Here is a 16,907-nt window from a genome sequence, read left to right on the forward strand (position 1 = left end):
AACAGCCCATGGTTCGACCCCCGATCACCATCGTCCTTGCCCGCGCGATCAATGGCGTCATCGGCAAGGATAATGACCTGCCCTGGCATATTCCGGGCGATCTCAAGCGGTTCAAGGCGCTGACCATGGGTTCGGCGATGATTATGGGCCGCAAGACCTTCGACAGCCTTCCGGGCATTCTTCCCGGTCGCCAGCATATCGTCATGACCCGCGATGACCAATGGAGCGTCGAGGGGGTCGATGTCGCTCATGACGTCGAAGGGGCGATCGCGCTGGCAGGCGAGTCGCCGATTTCGGTAATCGGCGGAGCGGCGATTTTCGACCTGTTCGAACCGATCGCCGACAAGATCGAGCTGACCGAAGTGATCGCTGTGGTCGATGGCGATGTCAGCATGCCCGACTTGCGCTCCAGCGAACGGTGGCGGGAAATCGCCAGCGAAGATCATATGATGACCGCCGACACTCCCGGCTGGCGGACCGTGACGCTGGTTCGCGCCTAGCGCTTGGGGGCGCCGCCCGCGGCGAAAGTCCTGAGCCGTTTCATCTGTTCCGCCAAGACCCGGTCGACCGGCCCCGCTAGCGCCTCTCCATTGCCGTTGGCGAAGCCGGCGACGCGATATGTCATGACGATCCGCGATCCGCCCGCGATCCGCTCGACCTTGACGTCCATTGCGCCAGCCGTCCCCTCGAACAGCAAGGGACCAAGGCTGCCGGTTAGCACCATGCGCTCGCCGGGCTGGACATAGGTAACGCGCAGATGTTCGACGCCGCCGCCATTTTCGAGGCTTTCGCAGAAACAGCCGCCGGCGCGCGGCGTGAGCGACAGGCGCGAGGAGTCGCCTGAATAGCTATGATCCGGGTGCCACCAGGCGGCGACCTGGGTGAAGGCGGCGAAGGCATCCGCCTGCGGCACGACAAGATTGGCACTTTGCCGTACCTCGAACCCATGGGGTCCGGCGCTCACGACCTCCGCGGCGACCGGGGTCGCACCGAGTAGCGCAAATCCGACAATCCAGTTACGCATAATCCCCTCCCGTCCACTTGGACCAAAGGGTGGGCGCAACGCCCTTCAATGTCTAGCCGTCGAGGATCGCGTCGATGGCCGCGGCGACCTGTTCGACGCTGGCCATGCCGTCGATCCGGCGGACCAGGCCCTTTTGCTCGTACAAGGGCAGGATCGGCGCGGTCTTGGCGCGATATTCGGCCATGCGGGTGCGCACGGTCTGCTCATTGTCGTCAGGACGGCGCCGGAATTCGGTGCCACCGCATATGTCGCACACGCCTTCCGTCTTGGGCCGGTGGAAACGGTCGTGATAGCCGGCGCCGCAATTGGCGCAGGTGAAGCGACCGGTGATGCGCTCGACCAGCATTTCCTCGTCGACCACCAGTTCAATCACATGGTCGAGCTTGCGGCCGCGCTCGGCAAGCAAGAACTCAAGAGCTTCGGCCTGGTGGCCGGTCCGGGGGAAACCATCGAAAATCGCGCCGAACTCGGCCGCATTGTCCAGCCGTTCGCCGATCAGCGCCGAAACGATCGCGTCGGAGACCAGCTCGCCCGCTTCCATCACCGCCTTGGCCTTGAGGCCGGTGGGTGTGCCTTTGGCGACCGCCTCGCGGAGCATGTCGCCCGTGGACATCTGGATCATGCCCCGCATCTGCTCCAGCCGCTTGGCCTGGGTTCCCTTCCCCGCGCCCGGCGGCCCCAAAAGAATGATGTCCACGCCTAGATTTTCCCCGTTTGGAGGCGCAGCCTTAGCGGCGGCGTCCGCCCTTCAGCTTCGCCTTCTTGATCAAATCGCCATATTGGTGCGCGATCAAGTGGCTCTGGATCTGACTGACCGTATCCATTGTCACGTTGACGACGATCAACAAGCTCGTCCCGCCTAGGTAGAAAGCCACGCCGGCCTGGCTCAGTGCGATTTCCGGGATCAGGCAGATCGTGACCAGATACGCGGCGCCGATTACCGTGATGCGGTTCAGCAGATAGTCGAAATATTGTTCGGTCGCCTTGCCCGGGCGGATCCCGGGAATGAAACCGCCATGGCGCTTCAGATTCTCCGACGTCTCTTCCGAATTGAACTGCACCGCAGTGTAGAAGAAGCAGAAAAAGGCGATGCCCCCGGCATAGAGCGCGAGATAGAGCGGCGCGCCATGCTGCAAATAGGTGCTGATGGTGATCAGCAAGTCATTGCCGGCGCTATCGGTGTCGGTCGCACCGCCGCCCGCAAACTGCAAGACGGTCAGCGGCATCAGCAGCAGCGACGAGGCGAAGATCGGCGGAATGACGCCCGCGGTGTTGATCTTCAAGGGAAGGTGACTGCGCTCCTGCTGCATCATCCCGCGCGCGGTCTGGCGCTTGGGATATTGGATCAGGACGCGGCGCTGCGCACGCTCCATGAAGCAGATGAACAGGACGAGGACGATAACCGCGATGACGATGCCGAACACCAGCAGCGGATCCATCGTCCCGCTGCGACCGCCTTCGAACAGCTGCGCCAGCGTGCGCGGAAGCGAGGCGACGATGCCAGCCATGATGATCAGCGACACGCCGTTGCCGATACCGCGACTAGTGATCTGTTCGCCGACCCACATCAGGAACAGCGTCCCGCCGACAAGGCTGACGGTCGCCGCAACCCGGAACAGGAGGCCGGGTTCGACCACCGCGCCGATCCCCTGCGAAGCGCCGAGCCCCTCAAGGCCGACAGCAATGAAATAGCCCTGCACGGTAGTCAGCAGCACGGTGAGGTAGCGCGTATATTGGTTGAGCCGTTTGCGGCCGACCTCGCCTTCCTTCTTGAGCTGCTTCCACGGCTCATAGAGCGAGCCGCCGAGCTGAACGACGATCGAGGCGGTGATATAGGGCATGACGCCGAGCGCGATAATGCTCATCCGCTCCAGGCTGCCGCCCGAAAATGTGTTGAAGAAATCGATGACGCCGCCCTGCTGGGTTTGGAACAGCGAGGCCAGCGCGCGCGGGTCGATGCCCGGAATGGGAACGAACGACAGCAGCCGGAAGAGAACCAAAGCGCCGAGGGTAAACCACAGGCGCTTCTTGAGTTCGGTAGCCTTGGAGAAGCTTGCCAGCGAAATGTTGGCGGCCAGTTGTTCGGCTGCGGATGCCATCGATAATCCCTAGATAAAAGTCAGGCGGCGACGGGCACCTGCCCCCCGCCGCCCGATATAGTCACTGAAGGGCCGTTGCGAACCCCCCTTGCGACGGAAGGCTCAAGCCTTCTTCGCAGCAGCCTTGGCGGTGCCCTTCTTGGCAGCAGCCAGGGCAGCCGGATCCTTGCGCTCGACGATCTCGACCGAACCCCCAGCCTTTTCGACCGCATCCAGCGCACCTTTCGACGCACCGGCAACCTTGAAGCTTGCCTTGGTCTTGAGTTCGCCCTTGGCGAGAAGCCGGACGCCGTCCTTGCCGCCGCGCGCCAGGCCGGCGGCTTTCAGCGCATCATGGTCGAGCATCTTCTTGGCGTCGAGCTTGCCGGCGTCGATCATCTTCTGGACCGCGCCGAGGTTCACCTCCGCGAAATCCTTGGCGAAGATGTTGTTGAAGCCGCGCTTCGGCAGCCGCATGTGGAGCGGCATCTGGCCGCCTTCGAAGCCCTTGATGGAGACGCCCGAGCGGCTCTTCTGGCCCTTCTGGCCGCGACCGGCGGTCTTGCCCAGACCCGAGCCGATGCCGCGGCCGACACGGACGCGACCCTTGCGGGCGCCGTCGTTGTCACGAAGTTCGTTCAGTTTGATGGTCATGGTTGCACTCGCTTTCGCTTTTGTCGCGCATGAAGCCGGACAACATGCGCTGCCCGGCCCCAATACAGTTTGGTTAGTCTTCGACCTTGAGGAGGTGCGCGACCTTGCGCACCTGGCCGAGCACTTCCGGGGTCGCCTCGACCTCAACCGTGCGATGCATCTTGTTGAGGCCCAGGCCGACCAGGGTCGCCCGCTGGGTCTTGTGACGGCGGATCGGCGATCCGGTCTGGGTGATCTTGATGGTTTTGGTCTTTTCCTGGGCCATCATTGTTACTCCGTGACCGCTTCGGCGGTCGCTTCAGCCTCGGCGGCGGCCATGCCTCCACGGCCGAGAAGGTCGGCGACCTTCTTGCCACGGCGCTGCGCGACCGAGCGCGGGCTGGTCTGATCCTTGAGCGCCTCGAAGGTGGCGCGGATCATGTTGTAGGGGTTGGAGGTGCCGACCGATTTGGTCACCACGTCGGCAACGCCCAGGCTTTCGAACACGGCGCGCATCGGGCCGCCGGCGATGATGCCGGTACCGGCCGGGGCGGCGCGAACCGCGACCTTGCCGGCGCCGAAATGGCCCTTGCCGTCATGGTGCAGCGTACGGCCGTCGCGCAGCGGGACACGGATCATGGCCTTCTTGGCGGCGGCAGTCGCCTTGGAGATGGCCTCCGGGACTTCGCGAGCCTTGCCATGGCCGAAGCCGGCACGACCCTTGCCGTCGCCAACGACGACCAGCGCGGCAAAACCGAAACGCTTACCGCCCTTTACGGTCTTCGAGACGCGGTTGATGTGAACCAGCTTTTCGATCAGCTCTTCACCACCGTCGTCGTCGCCACCGCGGCCACCACGGCGATCGTCACGCCGGCCACGGTTGCCACCGCGGTTGTCACGGCCACCGCCGCCACCGCGTCCGCCACGCCCGCCACGCGGACCGCGGCCCTCGGGACGTTCGGCCGGAGCCGTTTCGGCCGCTGCAACCGTCTGCGGAGTCCCTTGGGGATTTTCCGCCGCCGGAGGAGCGCCAGCTTCGGGCGCCTGCGGGGTCTGGGTTTCGTCAGCCATTTAAAACTCCAATCCGCCGTTGCGGGCGGCATCGGCCAGGGCTTTCACCCGGCCATGGAACAGGAAACCGCCGCGGTCGAAGACGACCGAGGAGACGCCCGCCTTCTTGGCGCGCTCGGCCAAGGTCTTGCCGACCTCGGCTGCGCCGTCGCGAGTCCCGCCAGCCTTGCCCTTGAGATCCTTCTCCAGGGTGGAAGCGGACACCAGCGTCTTGCCGGCGGCATCGTCGATGACCTGGGCATAGATGTGGCGGCCCGAACGGTGGACCGAGAGCCGCGGCTTGCCGGCGGCCCGGGCGCGCAGCGCCGTGCGAACACGACGACGGCGGCGATCGAAGAGAGACAGTTTCGCCATGGCTTACTTCTTCTTGCCTTCTTTGCGGAAGATATACTCACCGCGATACTTGATGCCCTTGCCCTTGTAGGGCTCCGGCTTGCGCCAGCGGCGGATTTCGGCGGCCACCTGGCCAACCTTCTGCTTGTCGATGCCGCTGATCTCGACCGTGGTGTTGTCCGGGGTCTTGACCTCGACACCTTCCGGCACCGCATAGTTCACGTCATGACTGTAGCCGAGCTGCAGCTTCAGGGTCTTGCCCTGGGCCTGGGCACGATAGCCGACGCCGGTGATCTCGAGCACCTTCTGGAACCCCTCGGTCACACCGGTGACCAGGTTCTGGACGTTGGTGCGTTGCATGCCCCACGCGGCGCGGTTGCGCTGCGCGTCCATCAGCGGAGTGACGCGGATTTCACCCTCGGCAATCTCATATTTCACGAGATCGTCGAGCAGCGTCATCGACAGCGTGCCCTTGGGGCCTTTCACCGTCAGGGTCTGTCCCTCGATCGAGGCGGAAACGCCCGACGGAGTGGAGACCGGCTTTTTACCGATGCGGGACATTAGAATACCTCCGCCAGCACTTCGCCGCCGACATTCTGGTCGCGCGCTTCCGCGTCCGACAGAACGCCGCGAGGCGTCGACACGATCGTGATTCCGAGGCCGTTGCGAACCCGCGGCAGCTCCTTCGAGCCCGAATAGACCCGGCGCCCCGGCTTCGACACGCGAACCAGGTGCTGGATCGCGGGCTGGCCCTCGAAATATTTGAGCTCGATGCGCAGGCCCTTCTGGCCCGCCAGCTGCTCTTCGGAATAGCCGCGGATATAGCCCTCGCGCTGAAGCACATCGAGCACATAGGCGCGAAGCTTCGACGCCGGCGTCAGGATCGAATCCTTGCGCGCCTGCTGGCCGTTGCGGATGCGGGTGAGCATATCACCCAAAGGATCAGTCATTGGCATCGTCAGACCCTTACCAGCTCGACTTGGTGAGGCCCGGAATCAGGCCCTTGTTGCCCAGTTCGCGCAGCATGATGCGCGACAACCGGAACTTGCGATAATAGCCGCGGCTGCGACCCGTGAGCTCGCAGCGGTTGCGGATACGGGTCGGGTTGCCGTTACGCGGCAACTCCGCCAGCTTGAGGCGAGCGATCAGCCGTTCGGTTTCATCGACCGACTTGTCATTCGCCTTTGCGAGGAGCTTCGCACGCTTCGCCGCGGTTTTCGCGACGAGCTTCTTGCGACGCTCGTTCTTGTTCACGGAACTCAGTTTCGCCATGACTTAAGTTCTCCACCCGCCGCTTACGCGGCTTCTTTCTGTGCTTCGGCCGGGAACGGGAAGTTGAAGAGACGCAGCAGTTCGCGCGCTTCCTCGTCCGTCTTCGCGGTCGTGGTGATGATGATGTCCATGCCCCGGACCTTGTCGATCTGGTCGTAGTTTATCTCGGGGAAAACAATCTGCTCCTTGAGGCCCATCGCATAATTGCCACGGCCGTCAAACGACTTGGGGTTCAGGCCCCGGAAGTCGCGGACGCGCGGCAGGGCGATGGTCACCAGGCGGTCGAGGAATTCGTACATGCGTTCGCGGCGCAGGGTCACCTTGCAACCGATCGGCATGCCTTCGCGCAGCTTGAACTGAGCGATCGACTTCTTCGCCTTGGTTATGACCGGCTTCTGGCCCGAGATCTTTTCCATCTCGGCCGCGGCCTGCTCGACCTTCTTCTTGTCCTGGGTCGCCTCGCCGACGCCCATGTTAATGACGATCTTCTCGAGCTTCGGCACTTCAAGAGCGTTCTTGTAGCCGAACTTCTCGGTCATCGCCTTGACGATGCGCTCGTCATAATCCTTGCGCAGGCGCGGAGCGTACGCCTTCTGGTCCTTCTTGGCGTCAGCCATCGATCTTCTCCCCGGACCGCGATGCGACGCGGACCTTCTTGCCGTCCTCAGACGTCTCGAACCGGACGCGCGTAGCCTTGCCGTCCTTCGGGTCGACGATCGCGACCTTCGAGACGTGCATCGGCGCTTCCTTGCGCTCGAGACCGCCCTGCGGGTTGAGCTGGGTCGGCTTGCGGTGGCGGGTGGCGATGTTGACGCCCGAAACGACGACCTTGCCGTCCTTCGGCATCGACATCAGCACATCGCCGGTCTTGCCCTTGTCGCGGCCCGACAGGACCACGACCTTATCACCCTTGCGGATCTTCGCGGCCGACATCACAGCACCTCCGGCGCGAGCGAGATGATCTTCATATGCTTTCTCGCGCGCAGCTCACGAACCACCGGCCCGAAAATACGGGTGCCGATCGGCTCTTCGTTCTTGTTCACCAGCACCGCCGCGTTGGAATCGAAGCGGATTACCGAACCGTCGGGACGGCGGATGTCCTTGGCGGTACGAACGATCACCGCACGGTGAACGTCGCCCTTCTTCACGCGGCCGCGCGGGGCGGCTTCCTTGACGCTGACGACGATGATGTCGCCGACGCCGGCGGTGCGCCGCTTCGACCCGCCCAGTACCTTAATGCACTGGACGCGCTTGGCGCCGCTGTTGTCCGCAACGTCCAGGTTGGACTGCATCTGGATCATTGTTCGACCCTTCTACCCTTAGGCTTCGGCCGCCGCGGACTCGGCCTTTTTGGCCTTGCCCTTGGTCGCCTTAGCCGGCTTCTCGGCCGTATCCGTCTCGACGGTCTCGACGGCCGCAGGGGCGGCGCCGACGCGATCAAGAACGGTCCAGCTCTTCAACTTCGACACAGGAGCGCATTCTTGAATGCGAACCTGCTCACCCGACTTGAAGGCATTGCCTTCGTCGTGGGCGTGGTACTTCTTCGACAGCTTGATGATCTTGCCGTACAACGGGTGTTTCACCCGGCGTTCGACACGAACCACCACCGTCTTGTCACCCTTGTCCGACACCACGGTGCCAGTGAGGACGCGCTTCGGCATCTCTTGCTACTCCTTACGCCTTGGCCGCATCGCGCGAGCGAGCGGATTGCAGCGTCTTGATCCGGGCAATGGTACGGCGAACTTCGCGTACCCGGCTCGGCTTCTCGAGCTGGTTGGTGGCGGACTGGAAGCGCAGGTTGAACTGCTCGCGCTTCAGGTCCGACAGCTGGGTGGCCAGCTGGTCGTCGGTGTTGACCGTCAGGTTTTCCTTCTTGGCCATGATTAATCTTCCTCAACCAGCTTTTCACCCAGGCGGGCGACGACCTTGACCTTGATCGGCAGCTTTTCGGCGGCGCGCTCAAAGGCGGTCTTGGCGAGCGGGCCGGGAACGCCGTCCAGCTCGAACAGAATACGACCCGGCTTCACGCGGGCGACCCAGAATTCCGGCGACCCCTTGCCCGAGCCCATGCGGACTTCGGCGGGCTTCGACGACACGGGCACGTCCGGGAAGATACGAATCCACAAACGGCCCTGGCGGCGGATATGGCGGGTGATCGCGCGGCGAGCCGCTTCGATCTGGCGCGCGGTAATCCGCTCCGGTTCCATGGCCTTGAGCCCGAAGGCGCCGAAGTTGAGTTCGGTGCCACCCTTGGCGTTGCCGTGAATCCGGCCCTTGAAGGCCTTACGGAACTTGGTGCGTTTCGGTTGCAGCATCTTCTAGTTCCTTATCGACGGTCATCACGCGCGGGGCGAACGCCCGACGTCTGGGCTTCCATCATCAGCCGGTCCTGGGCGAGCGGGTCATGACCCAGGATCTCACCCTTGAAGACCCACACCTTGACTCCGCAGACACCGTAAGCGGTGTGCGCCTGCGCTTCGGCATAATCGACATTGCCGCGCAGCGTGTGCAGTGGAACGCGGCCTTCGCGATACCATTCGGTCCGGGCGATCTCGGCGCCGCCGAGACGGCCAGCGCAGGTTATCCTGATGCCTTCGGCGCCGAGGCGCAGGGCCGACTGGACAGCGCGCTTCATGGCCCGGCGGAACGCAATACGGCGCTCCAGCTGGTCGGCAACGCCCTGCGCAACGAGGCGCGCGTCGATTTCCGGCTTGCGGATTTCGACGATGTTCAGGCTGACTTCCGAACCGGTCATCTTCGACAGCTGCTTCTTCAGCTTCTCGATGTCCGAGCCCTTCTTGCCGATGATGACGCCCGGGCGGGCGGCATAAATCGACACGCGGCACAGCTTGGCCGGGCGCTCGATGACCACCTTCGAGATCGCCGCCTGGGGCAGCGTCTTGAAGATGAACTGGCGGATCTTCAGATCCTCCAGCAGCAGCCGGCCATAATCCTGGCCTTCAGCGAACCAACGGCTGTCCCAGGTCCGGTTGATCTGGAGACGCAGGCCGACGGGGGACGATTTCTGACCCATTAGGCTTCTTCCTGCTCACGCACGACGACACGCAGACGGCTGAACGGCTTTTCGATCCGGGTGGACCGGCCGCGGGCGCGCGTGGCGAAACGCTTCATGGTGATCGACTTGCCAACCGACGCCTCGCTGACGACAAGCGTGTCGACGTCGAGGTTGTGGTTGTTCTCAGCATTGGCGACCGCCGAGGCGAGCACCTTGTAGACATCTTCGCTCATCGCCTTGGGCGAGAACTTCAGGATGTTCAGCGCTTCCTCGACCTTGCGGCCGCGGATGAGGCCAGCCACCAGGTTGAGCTTGCGGGCGGAACCACGGATCATGGTCCCGGTCGCCAGCGCTTCCTTGTCGCCGACCTTGCGGGGAGACTTGGGCTTGGACATTAGCGCTTACCCTTCTTGTCGGCGGCGTGGCCGGGGAAGAAGCGGGTCGGAGCGAACTCGCCCAGCTTCATTCCAACCATGTCCTCATTGACCGACACCGGCACGAACTTGCGGCCGTTGTAGACATTGAAGGTCAGGCCAACGAACTGCGGCAGAATGGTCGAGCGGCGCGACCAGGTCTTGATCGGCGCACGGCCACCCTTCTCCTGAGCCTCTTCGGCCTTCTTCAGGAGCGACAGCTCGACGAACGGACCTTTCCAAACGGAACGAGCCATCTCGGTTAGCCCTTCTTCTTCGCGTGACGGCTACGGATGATGAACTTGTCCGTTGCCTTGTTGTGACGGGTGCGGGCACCCTTGGTCGGCTTGCCCCAGGGGGTAACCGGGTGACGACCGCCCGAAGTCCGGCCTTCACCACCGCCGTGCGGGTGGTCGACCGGGTTCTTGGCGACGCCGCGGGTCAGCGGTCGGCGACCAAGCCAGCGGTTGCGGCCGGCCTTCGCCAGCGTCTGGTTGGCGTTGTCGGGGTTCGACACCGCGCCGACGGTGGCCATGCAGTCAGATCGGATATAGCGCTGCTCGCCCGAGTTGAGGCGAACAATCACCATGCCCTTGTCGCGGCCGACCACCTGGACATAGGTCCCGGCGGCACGGGCGATCTGGCCCCCCTTGCCCGGCTTCATCTCCACATTGTGGACGATGGTGCCGACCGGCATCTGGCCGATTTCCATGGCGTTGCCCGGCTTCACGTCGACCTTCTTGCCGGCAACGACCTTGTCGCCCGGTGCAAGACGCTGCGGCGCGATGATATAGGCCTGTTCGCCGCCCTCATAGGTGAGCAGGGCGATGAACGCCGACCGGTTCGGGTCATATTCGAGCCGCTCGACGGTGGCCACCGTGTCCCAGGTGCGACGCTTGAAGTCGATCACCCGATACTTCTGCTTGTGACCGCCGGCGATGCCGCGCGAGGTGACATGGCCCTTGTTGTTGCGACCACCGGTCTTGCGCTTACCTTCGGTCAGCGCCTTGACGGGCTTGCCCTTCCACAGCGAGGACTTGTCGACGAGGATCAGGCCACGGCGGGCCGGGCTCGTCGGCTTGTATTGCTTGAGTGCCATGATCCTTAGATCCCGCTCGTGATGTCGATCGACTGGCCTTCGGCCAGCGTCACAATCGCTTTTTTGACGTCCGTGCGCTTGTAGGGAGCACCCTTCCAGCGCTTGGTCTTGCCCTTGGTGACCATCGTGTTGACGCCGGTCACCTTGACGTTGAACAGCGCTTCGACGGCCGCCTTGATTTCAGGCTTGGACGCGGTGCCGGCGACCCTGAACACGACCGAGTTGTTCTCCGACAGCAAGGTCGACTTCTCGGTGATGTGCGGCGCGAGCACGATGTCGTAGTGGCGGATATCGACCGCCGCTTCCTGCTTCTTAGCCATTGAACCGGGCCTCCAGCTTTTCAACCGCGGCGCGGGTCAGGACCAGCGTCTCGTGGCGCATGATGTCATAGACGTTGGCACCGACCGCAGGCATCAGGTTGATACCCTGCAGGTTCGCCGACGCATGAGCGAAACCGACATTCAGCGCGTCGCCGTCGATCACCAGTGCCGACTTACCGAAGCCAAGCTTGCTCAGCTTGGCCGACAACGCCTTGGTCTTGGCCTCGCTGCCCATGTCGAGATTGTCGAGCACGATCAGCTGGCCGCCCTGGGCCTTCGCCGACAGCGCCATCTTCAGCCCGAGCGCCCGAACCTTCTTATTGAGGCTCGAGGTGAAGACACGGGCCCGCGGACCATGTGCCTTGCCGCCACCGATGAAGATCGGGGCACGACGATCGCCGTGACGGGCAGTACCGCCACCCTTCTGGCGGCCGAACTTCTTGCCGGTGCGGGCAACGTCCGAGCGCTCACGGGCCGCACGCGCCGGGGCGCGACGGTTGATAAGCTGCCAGGTCACCACGCGGTGCAGGATGTCGGCGCGCGGCTCGACGCCGAACACGGCCTCGTCGAGCTGGATATCGCCGCCAGCCTTGGCGTCGAGGGTCTGAACCTTGACCTTCATCGCTTAGCCTTCCTTGCTCTCGTCGGCTGCCGGCTGGTCGCCCGCGGCGTCGGAGTCCTTGTTCTCGCCGGCGTCGGCCTTGGCCTCGCCCGCAGTTTCGATGGCGCCCGCTTCCTGCTCGGCAGCAATCGCCTTCACTTCCTCGTCGCTGGGCGTCGTGGGGATCGCTTCGACCGCCGCTTCATCGACCAGGCCGATCGGGGTCTCTTCGATCTTCTCGCCCTTTTCGATGAGCTTGGCCGGATAAGGCACATTCTCGTTCATCGGCAGCTTGATCGCGTCGGTGACGGTAAGCCAGCCACCCTTGTGACCGGGAACCGAACCCTTGACGAAGATCAGCCCGCGAGCAGCATCGGTGCCGACCACCAGCAGATTCTGCTGAGTGCGGTTACGGGCACCCATGTGACCGGCCATCTTCTTGTTCTTGAAGACGCGGCCGGGATCCTGGCGGTTACCGGTCGAACCGTGCGAACGGTGAGCAACCGAAACGCCGTGGGTCGCGCGAAGACCGCCGAAACCCCAACGCTTCATGGCGCCGGCAAAGCCCTTACCCTGGGTCACGCCCTGGATATCGACATATTGGCCAGCGATGAAATGATCGGCGCTAAGCGTCGCGCCGACATCGAGGAGCGCATCCTCGGCGACACGGAACTCGACGACCCGAGCCTTGGGTTCGACCTCGGCCTTGCCGAACACCACGCGCTGCGGCTTGGCGACATTCTTCGCCTTCGCCTTGCCAGCGCCGAGCTGAACAGCGGTGTAGCCGTCGCGATCTTGCTCGCGCCGGCCGACGACCTGGACTTCCTCAAGCTGGAGGACGGTGACGGGCACGTGGCGCCCGTCCGCCTGGAACAGGCGGGTCATTCCCATTTTCTTAGCGATCACGCCAGTGCGCATGATCCACACTCCTACAGAGGCCCCTCTTAGGAAGGGGCGTGCCGGCCCATGAATTAATGCGTGCCCCGCTTGGGCCATTCCCACCAAGAAGGCGGGATGCGGGGGACGCAGTCCGGAAAATTCCCGAGGGTTGTTTTCCGCGGTATCCCTTGATCCGTTACCGGCCCCGAAAGGCCGACTTGGTTCCTTGAAAATCGAGGAACCGACGGCCGAATCTGGCCGCGGTGCCAGCCCTTTAGGCCAGCTTGATCTCTACGTCTACCCCGGCAGCGAGATCGAGCTTCATTAGTGCATCCACCGTCTGCGGCGTCGGCTGGACGATGTCCAAAAGACGCTTGTAGGTGCGGACTTCGAACTGCTCGCGCGACTTCTTGTCGACGTGGGGCGAGCGGTTCACGGTAAACTTCTCGATGCGCGTCGGCAGCGGAATGGGACCGCGAATGAGGGCACCCGTCCGCCGAGCGGTATCAGCGATGTCCCCGGTAGCCTGGTCGAGCACACGATGATCGAAGGCCTTGAGACGAATCCGGATGTTCTGCGTTTCCATGTCCACTTACCGATGCGAAAGAGCCTGAGCGCCGCTTCCCGATGGAAGCCTTGCCCTTACATTAAAAGCCAAGCGCGACACTGGCCCCTTGGGCCGACGCCGCGCTTTAGCGAAACTGGTTGCGGGCCGCGTTTTTCCGTTGCGGAGAATCGCGCGGCCCGCGCCCTATATTACTTCGTGATGGTGCCGACAACCCCTGCGCCGACGGTCCGGCCGCCTTCGCGAATCGCGAAGCGCAAGCCCTGGTCCATCGCGATCGGAGCGATCAGCTTCACGCCCAGCGAGACATTGTCGCCCGGCATGACCATCTCGGTGCCTTCCGGCAGCTGGATTTCACCGGTCACGTCCGTCGTCCGGAAGTAGAACTGCGGACGATAGTTGGCGAAGAACGGCGTGTGACGGCCGCCTTCGTCCTTCGACAGGACGTAGACTTCGGCCTGGAAGTCGGTGTGCGGAGTAACCGAACCCGGCTTGGCCAGTACCTGGCCACGCTCGACGTCTTCACGACCGATGCCGCGGATCAGCGCGCCGATGTTGTCGCCGGCTTCGCCCTGGTCGAGCAGCTTGCGGAACATTTCGACGCCGGTCACGACGGTCTTCTGCGTGTCCTTGATGCCGACGATTTCGACTTCTTCGCCGACCTTCACGACGCCGGTTTCGACGCGGCCGGTGACGACCGTGCCGCGACCCGAGATCGAGAACACGTCTTCGATCGGCATCAGGAACGGCTTGTCGAGCGGACGCTCCGGCTGCGGGATCCAGTCGTCGACGGCCTTCATCAGCTCGAGGATCTTCTCTTCGCCGATGTTGGCGTCGCGATCTTCGAGGACGGCAAGCGCCGAACCATTAACGATCGGAATATTGTCGCCGTCAAAGCCGCGCTTCGACAGTTCTTCGCGGATTTCCAGTTCGACCAGCTCGAGAAGCTCGGGGTCGTCAACCTGGTCGACCTTGTTGAGGAAGACGACCATGGTCGGAACGCCAACCTGGGCCGCGAGCAGGATGTGCTCCTTGGTCTGCGGCATCGGGCCATCAGCGGCCGAAACCACGAGGATCGCGCCGTCCATCTGAGCGGCGCCGGTGATCATGTTCTTCACATAGTCGGCGTGGCCCGGGCAATCGACGTGGGCGTAGTGGCGGGCATCGGTCTCATACTCGACGTGGGCGGTCGAGATGGTGATTCCGCGCTCGCGCTCTTCCGGCGCCTTGTCGATGTTCGCGAAGTCAACGGCTTCACCGCCGCCATGCTTCGCCAGAACCTTGGTGATCGCCGCGGTCAGCGAGGTCTTGCCGTGATCGACGTGACCGATGGTGCCGATGTTGCAGTGCGGCTTGTTCCGCTCAAATTTTGCCTTCGCCATTTTACGCCTCTTCTTCTCTTAAGGTAATTTGGGCGGCGCTCGCCCGGTGCGTGCGCGCCCTTAGCGACAATTTTCAGACTACGCCAGCTTCGCCTTCACTTCGTCGGCCACGTTCTGCGGCACTTCGTCGTAATGGCTGAACTGCATCGAGTATTGCGCCCGGCCCTGGGTGAACGAGCGCAGCTGGTTCACATAGCCAAACATGTTCGCCAGCGGGACCATCGCCTCGACCGCCTGGGCGTTGCCGCGCGTGTCGGTGCCCTGGATCTGGCCACGGCGGCTGTTCAGGTCGCCGATGACGTCGCCGAGATAGTCTTCGGGGGTCACGACCTCGACCTTCATGATCGGCTCAAGCAGCTTGATTCCCGACTTCTGGGCCACTTCGCGCATTGCGCCGCGGGCACAGATTTCGAACGCCAGCGCCGACGAGTCGACGTCGTGGTACTTACCGTCGGTCAGGTGAACCTCGAAGTCGATGATCGGGAAACCGATCAGCGAGCCGGTCTCGGCGGTTTCGCGGAGGCCCTTTTCAACCGACGGAATATATTCCTTGGGGACGTTCCCGCCCTTGATCTCGTCGAAGAACTGGAAGCCCGAGCCGCGCTCGCCGGGAATCACGTTGATCTTGATTTCACCGAACTGGCCCGAACCACCCGACTGCTTCTTGTGGGTGTAGGTCAGCTCGACCGGCTTGGCGAGATATTCGCGGTAGGCCACCTGCGGCGCGCCGACATTGGCCTCGACCTTGAATTCGCGCTTCATGCGGTCGACGAGAATCTCGAGGTGGAGCTCGCCCATCCCCTTGATGATCGTCTGGCCCGATTCATGATCGGTCGAAACGCGGAACGAGGGATCTTCACGCGCCAGGCGATTGAGCGCGACGCCCATCTTTTCCTGGTCGGCCTTGGTCTTGGGTTCGACCGACAGCTCGATGACCGGATCCGGAAATTCCATGCGCTCGAGGATGATCGGAGCGTTCGGCGCGCACAGCGTGTCGCCGGTGGTGGTATCCTTGAGGCCGGCCAGAGCGACGATGTCGCCGGCATGGGCCACCTGGATGTCCTCGCGCTCGTTCGCATGCATCAGCAGCATGCGGCCAACCTTTTCCTTCTTTTCCTTGACGCTGTTGGTGACCTGGGTCGCGGTTTCGAGCTTGCCCGAATAGATGCGCGCAAAGGTCAGCGTGCCAACGAACGGGTCGTTCATGATTTTGAACGCCAGCGCCGAGAAGGGAGCCGCATCGTCCGAGGCGCGCGAATCTTCGCTGCCGTTCGGGAGGATGCCCTTGATCGCCGGAACGTCGAGCGGGCTCGGCAGATAGTCGACCACCGCGTCGAGCAGCGGCTGGACGCCCTTGTTCTTGAAGGCCGAACCGCAGACCACCGGAACGAACGCCATGTTGAGCGTGCCCTTGCGGATCAGCTTCTTGAGCGTCGCGACGTCGGGCTCATTGCCTTCCAGATAGGCTTCCATCGCCTCGTCGTCCTGTTCGACGGCGAGTTCGATGAGCGCCGTACGCGCTTCCGCGGCCTTGTCCTTCAGATCGTCTGGAATTTCCTGATATTCGAACTTCGCGCCAAGGCTTTCTTCAAGCCAGATGATCGCGCGGTTCTCGACCAGGTCGACGAGGCCCTTGAATCCGCCTTCGATGCCGATCGGCAGATAGAGGACGGCCGGGCGCGCACCGAGACGGTCGATGATCGACTGGACGCAATATTCGAAGTTGGCGCCGGTGCGGTCGAGCTTGTTGACGAAGCACATCCGCGGCACGCCATATTTGTCGGCTTGGCGCCAGACGGTTTCCGACTGCGGCTCGACGCCGGCAACGCCGTCGAAACAGGCAACCGCACCGTCGAGCACACGCAGCGAGCGTTCGACCTCGATGGTGAAGTCGACGTGGCCCGGGGTATCGATGATGTTGATGCGGTGCTCTTCGCCCTTGCCTTCTTCGGCGCGCCAGACGCAGGTCGTTGCCGCGCTGGTGATGGTGATGCCCCGCTCCTGCTCCTGCTCCATCCAATCCATCGTGGCGGTGCCTTCATGCACTTCGCCAATCTTGTAGGACTTGCCGGTGTAATAGAGGATGCGCTCGGTAGTTGTCGTCTTGCCGGCATCGATGTGGGCCATGATGCCGATGTTGCGATAGCGTTCGAGCGGATGGCTGCGGGCCATTTCAGATTCCTTAGTGTTGCAGGGGGCGGGCAGAGCCCAACCCCCTGAA

Annotated in this window: 27 protein-coding genes; 1 reads left to right on the forward strand and 26 read right to left on the reverse strand. The window is 63.2% G+C overall.

All coding sequences use genetic code 11. From position 1 onward, the window contains the following. Positions 1–8 precede the first annotated feature (8 nt). Positions 9–500 carry a dihydrofolate reductase gene (locus tag FMM02_RS03315; protein WP_147493529.1) on the forward strand — a complete coding sequence of 164 codons (492 nt, stop codon included), beginning with the start codon at positions 9–11 and terminating at the stop codon, positions 498–500. On the opposite strand, the gene FMM02_RS03320 is transcribed toward FMM02_RS03315, so the two are convergent. From FMM02_RS03320 to fusA, 26 genes are all read right to left on the reverse strand, one after another. Then, positions 497–1,024, reverse strand: a complete 528-nt coding sequence (locus tag FMM02_RS03320) for an SRPBCC family protein (RefSeq protein WP_147493530.1) — start codon at positions 1,022–1,024, stop codon at positions 497–499. The two genes, FMM02_RS03315 and FMM02_RS03320, sit on opposite strands and share 4 nt — an antisense overlap. 52 nt (positions 1,025–1,076) lie before the next feature. Next, positions 1,077–1,721 carry an adenylate kinase gene (locus tag FMM02_RS03325; protein WP_147493531.1) on the reverse strand — a complete coding sequence of 215 codons (645 nt, stop codon included), beginning with the start codon at positions 1,719–1,721 and terminating at the stop codon, positions 1,077–1,079. A gap of 31 nt (positions 1,722–1,752) precedes the next feature. Beyond that, positions 1,753–3,123 (reverse strand): preprotein translocase subunit SecY, encoded by a 1,371-nt coding sequence (gene secY, locus FMM02_RS03330; RefSeq protein ID WP_147493532.1) that lies wholly within the window; start codon positions 3,121–3,123, stop codon positions 1,753–1,755. Between the two features lie 102 nt (positions 3,124–3,225). Next, complete coding sequence (gene rplO, locus FMM02_RS03335) at positions 3,226–3,750, reverse strand: 50S ribosomal protein L15 (protein WP_187107865.1); 525 nt, start codon at positions 3,748–3,750, stop codon at positions 3,226–3,228. Positions 3,751–3,829: 79 nt separating this feature from the next. Then, a complete protein-coding gene (gene rpmD, locus FMM02_RS03340) occupies positions 3,830–4,021 on the reverse strand; it encodes a 50S ribosomal protein L30 (RefSeq protein ID WP_147494949.1) in 192 nt (63 codons plus the stop codon). Between the two features lie 5 nt (positions 4,022–4,026). Then, positions 4,027–4,806 carry a 30S ribosomal protein S5 gene (rpsE, locus tag FMM02_RS03345; protein ID WP_147493534.1) on the reverse strand — a complete coding sequence of 260 codons (780 nt, stop codon included), beginning with the start codon at positions 4,804–4,806 and terminating at the stop codon, positions 4,027–4,029. Beyond that, complete coding sequence (rplR, locus tag FMM02_RS03350) at positions 4,807–5,160, reverse strand: 50S ribosomal protein L18 (RefSeq protein ID WP_147493535.1); 354 nt, start codon at positions 5,158–5,160, stop codon at positions 4,807–4,809. A gap of 3 nt (positions 5,161–5,163) precedes the next feature. Further along, entirely contained in the window at positions 5,164–5,700 is a 537-nt protein-coding gene (gene rplF, locus FMM02_RS03355) for a 50S ribosomal protein L6 (protein ID WP_147493536.1), read from the reverse strand. Beyond that, the gene (gene rpsH / locus FMM02_RS03360) at positions 5,700–6,095 is read right to left on the reverse strand and encodes a 30S ribosomal protein S8 (protein WP_147493537.1); all 396 of its coding nucleotides are present in this window, start codon (positions 6,093–6,095) and stop codon (positions 5,700–5,702) included. The genes rplF and rpsH overlap by 1 nt, the downstream gene beginning before the upstream one ends. Positions 6,096–6,105: 10 nt before the next feature. Continuing rightward, positions 6,106–6,411, reverse strand: a complete 306-nt coding sequence (gene rpsN / locus FMM02_RS03365) for a 30S ribosomal protein S14 (protein WP_147493538.1) — start codon at positions 6,409–6,411, stop codon at positions 6,106–6,108. Between the two features lie 23 nt (positions 6,412–6,434). After that, positions 6,435–7,028, reverse strand: coding sequence for a 50S ribosomal protein L5 (gene rplE, locus FMM02_RS03370; RefSeq protein WP_147493539.1), 594 nt, complete (start codon positions 7,026–7,028; stop codon positions 6,435–6,437). Next, positions 7,021–7,344, reverse strand: coding sequence for a 50S ribosomal protein L24 (gene rplX, locus FMM02_RS03375; protein WP_147493540.1), 324 nt, complete (start codon positions 7,342–7,344; stop codon positions 7,021–7,023). Before rplX ends, rplE begins: the two co-directional genes overlap by 8 nt. Next, positions 7,344–7,712 carry a 50S ribosomal protein L14 gene (rplN, locus tag FMM02_RS03380; RefSeq protein WP_028969193.1) on the reverse strand — a complete coding sequence of 123 codons (369 nt, stop codon included), beginning with the start codon at positions 7,710–7,712 and terminating at the stop codon, positions 7,344–7,346. Before rplN ends, rplX begins: the two co-directional genes overlap by 1 nt. Before the next feature lie 18 nt (positions 7,713–7,730). Further along, positions 7,731–8,072, reverse strand: coding sequence for a 30S ribosomal protein S17 (gene rpsQ, locus FMM02_RS03385; RefSeq protein WP_147493541.1), 342 nt, complete (start codon positions 8,070–8,072; stop codon positions 7,731–7,733). Between the two features lie 13 nt (positions 8,073–8,085). Further along, a complete protein-coding gene (rpmC, locus tag FMM02_RS03390; protein ID WP_147493542.1) occupies positions 8,086–8,292 on the reverse strand; it encodes a 50S ribosomal protein L29 in 207 nt (68 codons plus the stop codon). A gap of 2 nt (positions 8,293–8,294) precedes the next feature. Next, on the reverse strand, positions 8,295–8,726 hold the full coding sequence (gene rplP / locus FMM02_RS03395; protein WP_147493543.1) for a 50S ribosomal protein L16: 432 nt from the start codon (positions 8,724–8,726) through the stop codon (positions 8,295–8,297). An 11-nt stretch (positions 8,727–8,737) separates the two neighbouring features. Then, positions 8,738–9,445: a 30S ribosomal protein S3 gene (gene rpsC, locus FMM02_RS03400; RefSeq protein ID WP_147493544.1), complete on the reverse strand. Its 708-nt coding sequence runs from the start codon at positions 9,443–9,445 to the stop codon at positions 8,738–8,740. Then, positions 9,445–9,822 (reverse strand): 50S ribosomal protein L22, encoded by a 378-nt coding sequence (gene rplV / locus FMM02_RS03405; protein WP_147493545.1) that lies wholly within the window; start codon positions 9,820–9,822, stop codon positions 9,445–9,447. The genes rpsC and rplV overlap by 1 nt, the downstream gene beginning before the upstream one ends. After that, the gene (gene rpsS, locus FMM02_RS03410) at positions 9,822–10,097 is read right to left on the reverse strand and encodes a 30S ribosomal protein S19 (RefSeq protein WP_147493546.1); all 276 of its coding nucleotides are present in this window, start codon (positions 10,095–10,097) and stop codon (positions 9,822–9,824) included. Before rpsS ends, rplV begins: the two co-directional genes overlap by 1 nt. Positions 10,098–10,102: 5 nt before the next feature. Beyond that, positions 10,103–10,939, reverse strand: coding sequence for a 50S ribosomal protein L2 (gene rplB, locus FMM02_RS03415; RefSeq protein ID WP_147493547.1), 837 nt, complete (start codon positions 10,937–10,939; stop codon positions 10,103–10,105). A 5-nt stretch (positions 10,940–10,944) separates the two neighbouring features. After that, on the reverse strand, positions 10,945–11,259 hold the full coding sequence (locus FMM02_RS03420; RefSeq protein WP_147493548.1) for a 50S ribosomal protein L23: 315 nt from the start codon (positions 11,257–11,259) through the stop codon (positions 10,945–10,947). Then, positions 11,252–11,881, reverse strand: coding sequence for a 50S ribosomal protein L4 (gene rplD / locus FMM02_RS03425; protein WP_147493549.1), 630 nt, complete (start codon positions 11,879–11,881; stop codon positions 11,252–11,254). Before rplD ends, FMM02_RS03420 begins: the two co-directional genes overlap by 8 nt. Positions 11,882–11,884: 3 nt before the next feature. Further along, positions 11,885–12,778, reverse strand: a complete 894-nt coding sequence (rplC, locus tag FMM02_RS03430) for a 50S ribosomal protein L3 (protein ID WP_147493550.1) — start codon at positions 12,776–12,778, stop codon at positions 11,885–11,887. A gap of 235 nt (positions 12,779–13,013) precedes the next feature. Beyond that, on the reverse strand, positions 13,014–13,325 hold the full coding sequence (rpsJ, locus tag FMM02_RS03435) for a 30S ribosomal protein S10 (protein WP_028969184.1): 312 nt from the start codon (positions 13,323–13,325) through the stop codon (positions 13,014–13,016). 170 nt (positions 13,326–13,495) lie between these two features. Further along, complete coding sequence (tuf, locus tag FMM02_RS03440) at positions 13,496–14,686, reverse strand: elongation factor Tu (protein ID WP_147493551.1); 1,191 nt, start codon at positions 14,684–14,686, stop codon at positions 13,496–13,498. 78 nt (positions 14,687–14,764) lie between these two features. After that, the gene (gene fusA / locus FMM02_RS03445; protein WP_147493552.1) at positions 14,765–16,858 is read right to left on the reverse strand and encodes an elongation factor G; all 2,094 of its coding nucleotides are present in this window, start codon (positions 16,856–16,858) and stop codon (positions 14,765–14,767) included. Between the last annotated feature and the right edge of the window lie 49 nt (positions 16,859–16,907).

It is taken from the genome of Sphingomonas xanthus (assembly GCF_007998985.1).
Lineage (GTDB): Bacteria > Pseudomonadota > Alphaproteobacteria > Sphingomonadales > Sphingomonadaceae > Sphingomicrobium > Sphingomicrobium xanthum.

What these genes read in the sequence shown, in the direction of transcription:
- FMM02_RS03315 (WP_147493529.1), top strand. Translation starts at nt 9, where the DNA reads ATGGTTCGACCCCCGATCACCATCGTCCTTGCCCGCGCGATCAATGGC.
- FMM02_RS03320 (WP_147493530.1), bottom strand. Translation starts at nt 1,024, where the DNA reads ATGCGTAACTGGATTGTCGGATTTGCGCTACTCGGTGCGACCCCGGTC.
- secY (WP_147493532.1), bottom strand. Translation starts at nt 3,123, where the DNA reads ATGGCATCCGCAGCCGAACAACTGGCCGCCAACATTTCGCTGGCAAGC.
- rpmD (WP_147494949.1), bottom strand. Translation starts at nt 4,021, where the DNA reads ATGGCCCAGGAAAAGACCAAAACCATCAAGATCACCCAGACCGGATCG.
- rpsE (WP_147493534.1), bottom strand. Translation starts at nt 4,806, where the DNA reads ATGGCTGACGAAACCCAGACCCCGCAGGCGCCCGAAGCTGGCGCTCCT.
- rplR (WP_147493535.1), bottom strand. Translation starts at nt 5,160, where the DNA reads ATGGCGAAACTGTCTCTCTTCGATCGCCGCCGTCGTCGTGTTCGCACG.
- rplF (WP_147493536.1), bottom strand. Translation starts at nt 5,700, where the DNA reads ATGTCCCGCATCGGTAAAAAGCCGGTCTCCACTCCGTCGGGCGTTTCC.
- rpsH (WP_147493537.1), bottom strand. Translation starts at nt 6,095, where the DNA reads ATGCCAATGACTGATCCTTTGGGTGATATGCTCACCCGCATCCGCAAC.
- rpsN (WP_147493538.1), bottom strand. Translation starts at nt 6,411, where the DNA reads ATGGCGAAACTGAGTTCCGTGAACAAGAACGAGCGTCGCAAGAAGCTC.
- rplE (WP_147493539.1), bottom strand. Translation starts at nt 7,028, where the DNA reads ATGGCTGACGCCAAGAAGGACCAGAAGGCGTACGCTCCGCGCCTGCGC.
- rplX (WP_147493540.1), bottom strand. Translation starts at nt 7,344, where the DNA reads ATGTCGGCCGCGAAGATCCGCAAGGGTGATAAGGTCGTGGTCCTGTCG.
- rplN (WP_028969193.1), bottom strand. Translation starts at nt 7,712, where the DNA reads ATGATCCAGATGCAGTCCAACCTGGACGTTGCGGACAACAGCGGCGCC.
- rpsQ (WP_147493541.1), bottom strand. Translation starts at nt 8,072, where the DNA reads ATGCCGAAGCGCGTCCTCACTGGCACCGTGGTGTCGGACAAGGGTGAC.
- rpmC (WP_147493542.1), bottom strand. Translation starts at nt 8,292, where the DNA reads ATGGCCAAGAAGGAAAACCTGACGGTCAACACCGACGACCAGCTGGCC.
- rplP (WP_147493543.1), bottom strand. Translation starts at nt 8,726, where the DNA reads ATGCTGCAACCGAAACGCACCAAGTTCCGTAAGGCCTTCAAGGGCCGG.
- rpsC (WP_147493544.1), bottom strand. Translation starts at nt 9,445, where the DNA reads ATGGGTCAGAAATCGTCCCCCGTCGGCCTGCGTCTCCAGATCAACCGG.
- rplV (WP_147493545.1), bottom strand. Translation starts at nt 9,822, where the DNA reads ATGTCCAAGCCCAAGTCTCCCCGCAAGGTCGGCGACAAGGAAGCGCTG.
- rpsS (WP_147493546.1), bottom strand. Translation starts at nt 10,097, where the DNA reads ATGGCTCGTTCCGTTTGGAAAGGTCCGTTCGTCGAGCTGTCGCTCCTG.
- rplB (WP_147493547.1), bottom strand. Translation starts at nt 10,939, where the DNA reads ATGGCACTCAAGCAATACAAGCCGACGAGCCCGGCCCGCCGTGGCCTG.
- FMM02_RS03420 (WP_147493548.1), bottom strand. Translation starts at nt 11,259, where the DNA reads ATGGCTAAGAAGCAGGAAGCGGCGGTCGATATCCGCCACTACGACATC.
- rplD (WP_147493549.1), bottom strand. Translation starts at nt 11,881, where the DNA reads ATGAAGGTCAAGGTTCAGACCCTCGACGCCAAGGCTGGCGGCGATATC.
- rplC (WP_147493550.1), bottom strand. Translation starts at nt 12,778, where the DNA reads ATGCGCACTGGCGTGATCGCTAAGAAAATGGGAATGACCCGCCTGTTC.
- rpsJ (WP_028969184.1), bottom strand. Translation starts at nt 13,325, where the DNA reads ATGGAAACGCAGAACATCCGGATTCGTCTCAAGGCCTTCGATCATCGT.
- tuf (WP_147493551.1), bottom strand. Translation starts at nt 14,686, where the DNA reads ATGGCGAAGGCAAAATTTGAGCGGAACAAGCCGCACTGCAACATCGGC.
- fusA (WP_147493552.1), bottom strand. Translation starts at nt 16,858, where the DNA reads ATGGCCCGCAGCCATCCGCTCGAACGCTATCGCAACATCGGCATCATG.